An 11,647-nucleotide genomic window follows, 5' to 3' on the forward strand; every position below is an offset into this window, starting at 1 on the left:
AAATGCGAACAATGTAAAACTTTCTTTGTTCATACTCGAATTCTAGTATTACCAACCTTCTTTTCTTTTAAGCAAAAAAGTAAATACAATTAATAGTTTTCCCAGAAAACACGCTTATGACACTTTTCACAAGCATCTTCTATCCATTGCACAAAAAAACTCTCCTCAATTGAGGAGAGTTTTTTATAAATTAGTTTGTTTTTAATTTAGCAAGTTCTTGTAGAAACTTGTCGTTTAGCACTTTAATGTATGTTCCTTTCATACCTAAAGAGCGAGACTCAATAACACCAGCACTTTCTAATTTACGTAGTGCATTTACGATTACAGAGCGAGTAATTCCTACGCGATCAGCAATTTTACTTGCAACAAGTAAACCTTCTGTTCCATTTAATTCTTCGAAGATATGCTCAATTGCTTCTAACTCACTGTAAGATAATGAGCTGATTGCCATTTGAACAACAGCTTTACTACGCGCTTCCTCTTCGATTTCTTCTGCTTTTTCACGTAAGATTTCCATACCTACAACAGTTGAGCTGTACTCAGCAAGGATTAAATCATCATCTAAGAACTCTTGACCAAGACGAGCTAATACTAATGTACCTAGACGCTCACCGCCACCAACGATTGGTACGATTGTAGTTAAACCTTGACCGAATAATTCTCTGTTTTCTACTGGGAATGCTGTGTAAGCACTGTTCACATCTAAGTTTGAAGATGTTTCTGTAATGTTGAATAAGCTTTGTGTATATTCTTCTGGGAATTGACGTTCTGCAAGCATTTGCTTCATGCGTTCGTTTTCGATTTGTTGGTGAATTGCATAACCTAGTAATTTACCACGACGGCTAACTACGAATACGTTTGCTTCGATTACTTCACACATTGTGTCAGACATTTCTCTAAAGTTTACAGGCTTCCCTGCTGCGCTCTGTAATAACGCATTTAATTTTCTCGTTTTTGCTAATAATTCCATTTCAAAAGTTCCTCCTACATGTTACTCACATATTTTTTCATCACTTGGAAACTAGGGCGAGTCACCTGATGACACTATTACAAAATAAACTGGCTCACATCTTTATTTTTAGCAATTGTTGCTAATTTCTCCTCAACGTATTGAGGTGTTATCGTTATTTTCTCTAACGTAATTTCAGATGCTTCAAACGATAAATCTTCAAGGAGCTTCTCCATAATCGTATGAAGTCTTCTTGCTCCAATATTATCTGTATCCTGATTAACTTGATAAGCAATCTCAGCAATCTTACGAATAGCTTCGTCTGAAAATTCAATTTCTATACCTTCAGTCGCTAATAATGCCATATATTGTTTAATTAACGCATTGTCAGGCTCGATTAATATTTTAACAAAATCGTCTGTCGATAATTTTGTTAATTCTACTCGAATCGGAAATCTCCCTTGCAATTCCGGAATTAAATCCGACGGTTTAGACATATGGAACGCTCCAGCTGCAACGAATAAAATATAATCCGTTTTTACTGATCCGTATTTTGTCGCAACATTCGACCCTTCTACAATTGGCAGAATGTCACGTTGCACACCTTCACGTGATACATCTACGCTATTCGACTGCTTACCAGCAATTTTGTCAATTTCATCGATAAAAATAATCCCGAGCTGTTCAGCACGATAAACAGCCTCTTGTGTAACTTCATCCATATCAATTAAGCGCTGTGCCTCTTCATTTGTCAAGAGTTTTCTTGCTTCTTTTACAGAAAGTTTACGTTTTTTCGTTTTTTTCGGCATAAAACTTCCTAGCGCATCTTGGAAATTCATTCCCATTTGTTCCATGCCAGTTCCTTGTAACATATCAAACATGGAAGACTGTTGTTCAGTCACTTCAATCGATACAATTTCTTCTTCAAGAAGCCCTGCAGCAAGCTTTCTCTCCACATCTTGACGTTTCTTTTCGATTTCAACATCTTCTTGTGTATCAGACGTTTGATTCGAATTTTGAGCGCCTCCAAAAAGCATCTCTAATGGATTTTTGAATCCAGATTGCTTCTCCGGACTCGGCACTAAAATTTCAACAAGACGTTGATTCGCTTGCTCTTCTGCTTTATCTTGAACTTTCACTACCATTTCTTCTTTTACGATACGAACCGATGTTTCCACCAAGTCACGTACCATCGACTCTACATCTCTACCCACATATCCAACTTCTGTGAATTTTGTAGCCTCAACCTTAATAAAAGGTGCTCCAACGAGTTTCGCCATTCGTCGTGCTACCTCTGTTTTCCCAACACCTGTCGGTCCAATCATTAAAATATTTTTAGGCGCAATTTCGTCACGTAAATTTTCAGCTAATTTACTGCGGCGATATCGATTTCTCAACGCTACAGCAACCGCTTTCTTTGCGTCTTTTTGACCGATGATGTATTGATCTAATTTTTCCACAATTTGGCGCGGAGTAAAATGTAAATGCATATAAAATGCCTCCCTTACGATTCTACAATTCTTCAACAATTATGTTGTGATTCGTATAAACACAAATATCGCCAGCAATCTCTAAACTCGCTTTCGCAATTTGCTTCGCTGTTAAGTGTTCACTTGCATATTGCTTTAAAGCACGACCTGCAGAAAGTGCATAATTCCCACCAGATCCAATTGCTAAAATACCATCATCCGGTTCAATCACTTCTCCTGTACCTGAAACAAGGAGCATAGTTGTTTTATCCATGACAATGAGCATCGCTTCTAGCTGACGTAACATTTTATCGCCACGCCATTGTTTTGCCATTTCAACAGCAGCACGCTGCAAGTTGCCATTATACTCTTCTAATTTCCCTTCAAACATTTCAAAAAGAGTAAATGCGTCAGCAACTGATCCTGCGAAACCAGCTAAAACTTTACCTTGGAAAAGTTTACGAACTTTACGAGCTGTATGTTTCATTACAACAGCATTTCCCATTGTCACTTGGCCATCTCCAGCCATTGCACATTCTCCATTATGATGAACTGCAAATATCGTTGTAGCGTGGAAATTCCCCATAGAAAAAACTCCTTTATTTGTTTTTATAGCTTTTAAAGCAATTTATGCCCGCGGGTGATGCTTCATGTAAACAGAACGCAATCTTTCTTTAGAGACATGCGTATAAATTTGTGTCGTCGACAAATTTTCATGGCCTAATAGCTCCTGTACAGTACGTAAATCCGCCCCTTCATCTAGCATATGTGTAGCAAATGTATGCCTTAACATATGGGGACTTATCCGCATTGTCAGCGAAGCCTTTTTAATGAGTTCATTTAAAACATAACGAACCCCACGACTTGTTAGCGGTGTACCTTTCGCATTTAAAAATACCATATGAGAATCTTCGTCAGTCTTATTAACTAACTGTTTTCTCCCATTCTCTATATAAGTAATTAAAGAATCTTGCGCATAGCTTCCGAACGGAATATACCTTTGTTTTTTTCCTTTTCCCATTACTAAAATTGTTCCCACCGCAAAGTCAATATCGGTAAGTTGTAAATTGACACATTCACTCACACGGATCCCAGTCGCATACATCAACTCTAATAAAGCTTGATTCCTTTGACCTAATGGCGTTTCCTTGTCAGAAACTTCAAATAATTCCTCTAACTCTTCAGCATATAAAAACTTTGGGATTGACAATTCTTTTTTGGGGAGTGACGCAAGTGCAAACGGATTATCCTTTCGATAACCTTCACGCATCAAAAAACGATATAAACTTCGTAAGCTTGATACTTTTCTTGCGACAGATTTACGGGCTAACTTTTCATCGTGCAACGTCGTTAAGTACAAACGAACATCCGCGTATGTAACGTCTAAAAAAGAGGATATGCCTTCTCGTTCCATAAATTGCACAAAATGTTCTAAATCATTTTGATAACTTGCAATTGTATATTTTGAATAATTTCTTTCAATTTGTAAATATCCAACGAATAATTGTAACAATTTCTTCACATTCACACAACTCACCTCAATAAAGGCTACTAAATCGTATCACAACTTAGTAGCCTTTGCAAGAAATTTAACTAAATATTTACAAAATTTCGAATCGTTTCTAAAGCGCGTGCTGCGTACGCTTCATTTCGTTCTACTTTCTTTTTAATCTTCTTCTCTAACGGTGCAAATAGACCGAAGTTCGCATTCATCGGCTGGAAGTTTTTAGCGTTCGTTGCCGTAATGTAATTTGCCATGCTACCCATCGCAGTTACTGGCGGTAATACAACTGGCTCTTCACCTTGCACAAGACGCGCAGCATTAATTCCTGCTAATAATCCTGATGCTGCTGATTCAACATATCCCTCTACTCCAGTCATTTGACCAGCGAAGAATAAATCATCACGTTGTTTATATTGATATGTTGGACGAAGCAAATTAGGTGAATTAATAAACGTATTACGATGCATTACACCATAACGTACAATCTCTGCATTTTCCAATCCCGGAATTAACTGTAGCACTTCTTTTTGCGGTCCCCACTTTAAATGAGTTTGGAAACCTACGATATTGTATAAAGTTCCCGCTGCATCATCTTGACGTAACTGAACAACAGCATATGGCGTTTTCCCTGTTTTGGGATCTTCCAATCCAACAGGTTTCATAGGTCCAAATACTAACGTCTGTCTCCCTCTACTTGCCATAACTTCTACTGGCATACAACCTTCAAAGAAAATTTCTTTTTCAAACTCTTTTAAAGGCACTGTCTCAGCAGCAATTAGAGCCTCATAAAAACGATCAAACTCTTCTTCTGTCATTGGGCAATTTAAATATGCAGCTTCACCTTTGTCATAACGCGATTTTAAATACACTTTATTCATGTCAATGCTGTCTTTTTCTACGATTGGGGCTGCAGCATCATAGAAGTAGAAATAATCTTCTCCTGTTAATTCTTTCAATTTTGCAGAAAGATCAGGAGATGTTAATGGACCTGTAGCAATAATTGTCGGTCCCTCTGGAATATCTGTAATTTCTTCATTCATTACAGTTACATTTGGATGGTTCTTTACGTATTCTGTTACTTTAGCTGCGAACTCATGACGATCTACAGCTAAAGCACCTCCAGCTGGTACAGAGCACTCATCCGCCGCACGAATAATTACAGAATCCATTAAGCGCATTTCCTCTTTAATAACTCCAACTGCATTTGTTAAAGTGTTTGCACGAAGTGAGTTACTACATACTAATTCAGCGAATTTATCTGTGTGATGAGCTGGCGTTTGCCTTACCGGTCTCATTTCATATAATCTAACTTGGACACCACGTTTTGCAATTTGGTAAGCTGCTTCACTTCCTGCAAGACCTGCGCCAATGACGTTTACTACTTGTGTTGTCATTTATATCACCTTTCCTTTTCTTCCCGAAAAAAATGTGAGCAGTTACGCTCACATTTGTTGTTCTTCTTCATAATCGCACGAAATACATTGTACTTGCACGCCTTTTTTCAACTTTTTCTCTACAAGCATGCCTTCGCACTTCGGACACTTACGACCAATTGGCTTATCCCAAGATACAAAGTCGCATTCCGGATACGTACCGCACCCATAGAAAAGACGTTTCTTTTTATTACTACGGCGTTCAATAATTTGACCCTTATCACACTTTGGACAAGTAACACCGATTTCTTTCACAATCGGCTTTGTATTACGACAATCTGGGAAATTCGAGCAAGCCATAAATTTCCCGTATTTACCCATTTTAAAGACCATTGGGTGATTACATAATTCACAATCTTCCCCAGCTGGTTCATCTTTAATTTCCACTTCACGCATTTCTTTTTCCGCTTTTTCTAAACGCGGTTCAAAACCTACGTAGAAATCATCAACAATTTTTACCCAATTCGCATTTCCTTCTTCTACTTCATCAAGGCTTTGCTCCATATTGGCAGTAAATTCAATGTTAATAATTTCTGGGAAAAACTCTAAAATAAGTTCAATTACTATTTCACCAAGTTCAGTCGGAACGAAGCGTTTATTATCCAAACCTACATACCCACGCTTTTGAATTGTTTCAAGTGTAGGTACATATGTTGACGGTCTTCCAATTCCAAGTTCTTCAAGTGTTCTTACTAGGCGAGCCTCTGTATAGCGCGGAGGAGGTTGTGTAAAATGTTGCTTTGGTTCTAAATCCTTTGAAAATACAGTTTCCCCTACTTCTAAAGGTGGCAACATCTTATCCTTTTCTTCAGCACCATCATCTTTTGACTCTACATACACTTTCATAAATCCTGGGAACTTTACAACTGATCCACTTGCACGGAACTGAACATTGTTATTAATGAGTCTCGCTGTCACAGTATCCATTATAGCAGACGCCATTTGACTTGCAACAAATCGCTCCCAAATCAATTTATATAATCGAAGTTGATCACGACCTAAGAAACTTTTTAGTTCCTCTGGCTTTCTCATTACTGAAGTAGGACGAATTGCCTCATGCGCATCTTGTGCATTTGACTTTTTCGTTTCTTTCTTCTTTTCTGTTCCTATGTATTCCGTACCATACGCTTCAGTGATGTAAGTACGAGCCTCTGTTTGAGCTGTTTCTGAGATACGTGTTGAATCAGTTCTCATATACGTAATAAGACCTACAGTTCCTTGTTTTCCAAGATCTATCCCTTCATACAATTGCTGTGCAAGCATCATTGTTTTCTTTGCTCGCATGTTTAACTTACGTGCTGCTTCTTGTTGCAAGGAAGATGTTGTAAACGGTAATGCAGGATTACGTTTTCGCTCTTTGCGCGTTACATTTTCAACTGAAAACGCATTGTCTTTCATCTGTTCAATTATTTCATTCACTTGCGTTTCATTTGTTAATTGAACTTTTTCACCATCTACACCGTAAAAGCTTGCTTCAAATGTGTCTTTTCCTTTTACAAATTCTGTTTTAATTGTCCAGAATTCTTCAGGTTCAAAGTTTTGAATTTCCCTTTCACGCTCGATGATTAAACGAACTGCTACAGATTGTACACGCCCTGCACTTAATCCTTTTTTTACTTTCTTCCATAATAAAGGACTAATATTGTAACCAACAAGACGATCAAGTATACGTCTTGCTTGTTGTGCATCCACTAAATCCATATTAATTGCACGAGGATGTTTAAATGATTCTTTGATTGCATCTTTCGTAATCTCATTAAACACAACCCGACAATCTGATTCAACGTCCACATTTAACGTATTCGCTAAATGCCAAGCAATCGCTTCCCCTTCACGGTCTGGATCGGCCGCGAGATAGACTTTCTTTGCTTTTTTCGCCGCTGATTTTAAATCTTTTAAGACGGGACCTTTACCACGAATGGTAATATACTTCGGGGTGAAGTTGTTCTTTACTTCTATCCCCATTTGACTTTTTGGCAAATCGCGAACATGTCCCATAGACGCGACAACTTTGTATTTTTTCCCTAAATATTTCTCAATGGTCTTCGCCTTAGAAGGCGACTCCACGATTACGAGGTAATCTGACATGCTAGTGCCTCCTTAAGAGGTGGATTCAAGTCTTCATTAATCTTATTGATTTCTCTTGTTTTTGTCAATCAAGAATGAATATACCATACAGTGCCAATCTACCATTTGTCAATAATTGTTTAATAAAAACATAAAAATATAAGGTTAATTTAAAATCTCTTCCAAGATATCTTCTGCATTTCTTACTAGTTTTGCTCCTTGCTGAATAAGATGATTCGTTCCCGATGCCCCCTCTACAAATATAGGTCCAGGAAGCGCAAACACCTCTCTATTTTGCTCTAACGCAAGGTCTGCAGTAATAAGTGTTCCACTTCTCGATTTCGCTTCTACAACTAAAACACCTTTACTTATACCACTAATAATCCGGTTCCTTTTTGGAAAATACCATTTTTTCGGTGCATAGTGCGGCGGATACTCTGTCAATAACAATATATATTCCTTCCACATTTCATATAAATGTCTATTTTCTTTCGGATACATAAAAGACAATCCATGCCCTAATATCGCAATAGTCGGGCAATGATGCCTTACTGTAATCTCATGAGACATTGTATCTATCCCTTTTGCAAACCCACTGACAATAAGCCACTCTCTTTCTAATAAAGGGTGTAAAATAAACTTCAAACTCTCATAACCATATAATGATGGTTCTCTCGTTCCAACAACTGCTAATTTATTTACTTTATTCAGGAAATCTTTCTCTCCTTTTCCATATAAAACGAAGGGAGGGTCTTGTATTTCACGTAATAATTGCGGATAATCTTCATCCCATATCGTTATATAAAAAATACGATTTCTCTCTAAATAAGATATATATTGCGGAAGATTTGAATTTTGAAGAAATTTTACTAGTTCTGAAGATTTTTTCGAGGATATTCCAGTGTAGTGTTCCATTTGTTTTTCGTTAAAATTATATATGTTCTTTAATTCTGGATCGACATATAGTAGCCTCTCCATCGCTTTCCAATAATCTGCTAGCAAGTAATGAACATGTAATAATCTCTCTCTTTTCATCTTGATTCTACTTACCCATAATTTTTATTATGTAAACAGAAAAAAGTGTAAAAAGACACCCTCAAGTAAGAAGGTGTCTTTCAACAGATTAATAGTTTTTACAAGTCTCAAATAAACCTTTTTCTTTTAAAACAGAGATTAGCGTTTCTCCCATAACTGCTGGAGTTTCAGCTACTTTAATGCCACAAGCTTCCATTGTTTTAATCTTTTCAGCAGCAGTTCCTTTACCGCCAGAAATGATTGCACCAGCATGGCCCATACGTTTGCCAGCAGGCGCTGTTTGACCACCAATGAAGCCTACGACAGGTTTTGTCATATTAGCTTTTACCCATTCAGCTGCCTCTTCTTCTGCTGTACCGCCGATTTCACCAATCATAATTACAGCATGTGTTTCTTCATCTTCATTAAATGCTTTTAACGCATCAATAAAGTCTGTACCGTTAACAGGGTCTCCGCCGATACCTACAGCAGTAGATTGGCCAATACCTTCTTGTGTTAACTGATGTACAGCTTCATAAGTTAATGTACCAGAGCGAGATACGATACCAACATGACCTTTTTTATGAATATATCCTGGCATAATACCAATCTTACATTCATCTGGTGTGATTACACCTGGGCAGTTTGGTCCAAGTAAACGTGTATGTTTACCCGCCATATATCTCTTTACGTTTACCATATCTAATACAGGAATCCCTTCAGTAATACATACTACTAAATCAATTTCTGCATCAACAGCTTCCATAATTGCATCTGCCGCAAAAGCGGGTGGAACGTATACAACTGAAGCGTTTGCGCCTGTTGCTTTCACTGCATCTTCTACTGTATCAAATACTGGTACACCTTCAATATCAGTGCCGCCCTTACCTGGTGTTACACCACCGACAATTTTCGTACCGTATTCAATCATTTGTTTTGTATGGAATAAACCTTGAGAACCTGTAATACCTTGAACAATAACTTTTGTATCTTTATTAACTAATACGCTCATTTTTCTCCCCCGCTTTCTATTAGCCCACTAGTGAAACAATTTTTTGTGCACCGTCTGCCATAGATTCTGCTGCAACAATATTTAAGCCAGACTCATTTAAAATTTTCTTACCTAGTTCTACGTTTGTGCCTTCAAGACGTACAACTAAAGGTAACTCAAGACCTACTTGTTTCGTTGCTTCAATAACACCTTCTGCAATAACATCACACTTCATAATGCCACCAAAAATGTTAACGAAGATACCTTTTACATTTTTGTCAGAAAGGATAATTTTGAATGCTTCTGTAACTTTTTCTGCGGTTGCACCGCCACCAACATCTAAGAAGTTAGCTGGGTCACCGTGGTAATGTTTAATGATATCCATTGTAGCCATCGCTAAACCTGCACCATTAACCATACAACCGATATTTCCATCTAAAGGAATGTAGTTTAAGTCGTATTTTGAAGCTTCAATTTCTTTTGAATCCTCTTCATCAAGATCACGAAGCTCTAAAATGTCTTTATGGCGATATAACGCATTAGAATCAAAGTTTAATTTTGCATCTAATGCCATAACTTTACCTTCGCCTGTTGTAACAAGTGGGTTAATCTCAGCGATAGAGCAATCTTTTTCGATAAACGCACGATATAAGCCCATCATAAACTTCACAGCTTGTCCTACAAGCTCTTTTGGAATATTGATGTTAAATGCAATTCGGCGCGCTTGGAAACCTTGCAAGCCTACTGCTGGATCAATATATTCTTTAAAGATTTTTTCAGGTGTTTTTTCTGCTACTTCTTCAATTTCTGTTCCGCCTTCTTCAGACGCCATTAAAACAACTTGAGAAGTTGCACGATCTAAAACTAGACCTACATAATATTCTTTTTTAATATCGCAACCTTCTTCGATAAGTAAGCGTTTTACTTCCTTACCTTCAGGACCTGTTTGATGTGTCACAAGTGTAGTTCCTAAAATGCTTTCTGCATATGTACGAACTTCATCTAAATTTTTCGCAACTTTTACTCCGCCAGCTTTGCCGCGTCCACCAGCGTGAATTTGTGCTTTCACTACACATACATCTGTTCCTAATTCTTTCGCTGCTTCTACAGCTTCTTCTACTGTAAACGCAACCTTCCCGTTCGGAACGCTAACCCCATAGCTTCTAAGGACTGCCTTACCTTGGTACTCATGGATATTCATGGTCCCATCCTCCCCTGTTTTCCTGTTTTACTCGAAAAGTTTTTTAATGTTTAAAAAACATTACATTGCCATTGTATAAGATGATTGGCACGCTGTCTACAATAAAGTGTCAGAAAACTGAAATCGCTTTATTCTTTTTCGAAAATAGTAATGTTTATATGCCAAAATAAAAAAATAAGCTGTATATTTACAGCTTATTTTTGAATCATATCTTTAATTGGTGCGAATGACTTGCGGTGTTCATCTAGTACTCCATGCACTTCAATTGCCTCTAAATGTTGCTTTGTGCCATATCCCATATGTTGCTCAAATCCATATTCAGGATACTTCTCTCCCAGTTCTTTCATCATACGATCTCTCGTTACTTTTGCTATAATGGATGCTGCTGAAATCGAAACACTTTTCGCATCACCTTTAATAATTGATGTTTGCGGAATTGGTGTAGGAAGCTTCATCGCATCAATTAATAAATGTTGAGGTGTACAAGATAAATTTGCAACTGCATCTAACATCGCTTGTTTCGTTGCTTGGTAAATATTAATGTCATCAATAACTTGCGGTGATACAATTCCTACTCCAATTGCAATTGCTTGTACTTTTATTTCATCATAAAAACGCTCACGTTTCGCTTCACTCAACTTTTTTGAGTCATTTAACCCTGGAATATAAAAATCCTCAGGAAGAACGACAGCTGCCGTCACAACAGGCCCAGCCAATGGCCCGCGCCCTACTTCATCAATACCCGCGATATATGTGACCCCTTTTTCACGCAAAGCATTTTCATACTTGGACATTTCAAAAAACTTCTCTTTTTCTTTCTGTTCTAACTCTTTTTGTTTATACCACTTCAAAACGAGCTTTTGAACACCTTTTCGATCATCTTTCATTAACAGTTGAAAGCGATCATCTTCTTCATTCATAATTTCTTTCAATACATTTTCCGCTTCTTTTATCGTCATAGTTTGCATTTATACAAGCTCCTTTTTAAACATATCCAAAAAGAAAAGACGCACAAACGC

Annotated in this window: 10 protein-coding genes; all 10 read right to left on the reverse strand. The window is 37.5% G+C overall.

The genetic code is table 11. The annotated features are described in order from the left end of the window. Nucleotides 1-190: 190 nt before the first annotated feature. Nucleotides 191-970: a GTP-sensing pleiotropic transcriptional regulator CodY gene (gene codY / locus V7S45_RS18710; protein ID WP_000421290.1), complete on the reverse strand. Its 780-nt coding sequence runs from the start codon at nucleotides 968-970 to the stop codon at nucleotides 191-193. 77 nt (nucleotides 971-1,047) lie between these two features. Further along, nucleotides 1,048-2,439 carry an ATP-dependent protease ATPase subunit HslU gene (gene hslU / locus V7S45_RS18715; protein WP_000550078.1) on the reverse strand — a complete coding sequence of 464 codons (1,392 nt, stop codon included), beginning with the start codon at nucleotides 2,437-2,439 and terminating at the stop codon, nucleotides 1,048-1,050. A 22-nt stretch (nucleotides 2,440-2,461) separates the two neighbouring features. Continuing rightward, complete coding sequence (hslV, locus tag V7S45_RS18720) at nucleotides 2,462-3,004, reverse strand: ATP-dependent protease proteolytic subunit HslV (RefSeq protein WP_000526272.1); 543 nt, start codon at nucleotides 3,002-3,004, stop codon at nucleotides 2,462-2,464. 42 nt (nucleotides 3,005-3,046) lie between these two features. Beyond that, complete coding sequence (xerC, locus tag V7S45_RS18725) at nucleotides 3,047-3,946, reverse strand: tyrosine recombinase XerC (RefSeq protein ID WP_025688856.1); 900 nt, start codon at nucleotides 3,944-3,946, stop codon at nucleotides 3,047-3,049. 65 nt (nucleotides 3,947-4,011) lie between these two features. Further along, entirely contained in the window at nucleotides 4,012-5,316 is a 1,305-nt protein-coding gene (gene trmFO / locus V7S45_RS18730) for an FADH(2)-oxidizing methylenetetrahydrofolate--tRNA-(uracil(54)-C(5))-methyltransferase TrmFO (RefSeq protein ID WP_000213003.1), read from the reverse strand. A 48-nt stretch (nucleotides 5,317-5,364) separates the two neighbouring features. Beyond that, a complete protein-coding gene (topA, locus tag V7S45_RS18735; protein WP_001286963.1) occupies nucleotides 5,365-7,443 on the reverse strand; it encodes a type I DNA topoisomerase in 2,079 nt (692 codons plus the stop codon). 144 nt (nucleotides 7,444-7,587) lie between these two features. After that, nucleotides 7,588-8,457: a DNA-processing protein DprA gene (gene dprA / locus V7S45_RS18740; protein ID WP_000818060.1), complete on the reverse strand. Its 870-nt coding sequence runs from the start codon at nucleotides 8,455-8,457 to the stop codon at nucleotides 7,588-7,590. An 88-nt stretch (nucleotides 8,458-8,545) separates the two neighbouring features. Beyond that, nucleotides 8,546-9,448 carry a succinate--CoA ligase subunit alpha gene (sucD, locus tag V7S45_RS18745; protein WP_000115178.1) on the reverse strand — a complete coding sequence of 301 codons (903 nt, stop codon included), beginning with the start codon at nucleotides 9,446-9,448 and terminating at the stop codon, nucleotides 8,546-8,548. Between the two features lie 19 nt (nucleotides 9,449-9,467). Next, entirely contained in the window at nucleotides 9,468-10,628 is a 1,161-nt protein-coding gene (gene sucC, locus V7S45_RS18750) for an ADP-forming succinate--CoA ligase subunit beta (RefSeq protein WP_001020791.1), read from the reverse strand. Nucleotides 10,629-10,822: 194 nt separating this feature from the next. Beyond that, entirely contained in the window at nucleotides 10,823-11,596 is a 774-nt protein-coding gene (locus tag V7S45_RS18755; RefSeq protein WP_001194265.1) for a ribonuclease HII, read from the reverse strand. Nucleotides 11,597-11,647 lie beyond the last annotated feature (51 nt).

The sequence above is a fragment of the Bacillus sp. BR3(2024) genome (assembly GCF_039134555.1).
Classification (GTDB): Bacteria; Bacillota; Bacilli; order Bacillales; family Bacillaceae_G; genus Bacillus_A; species Bacillus_A cereus.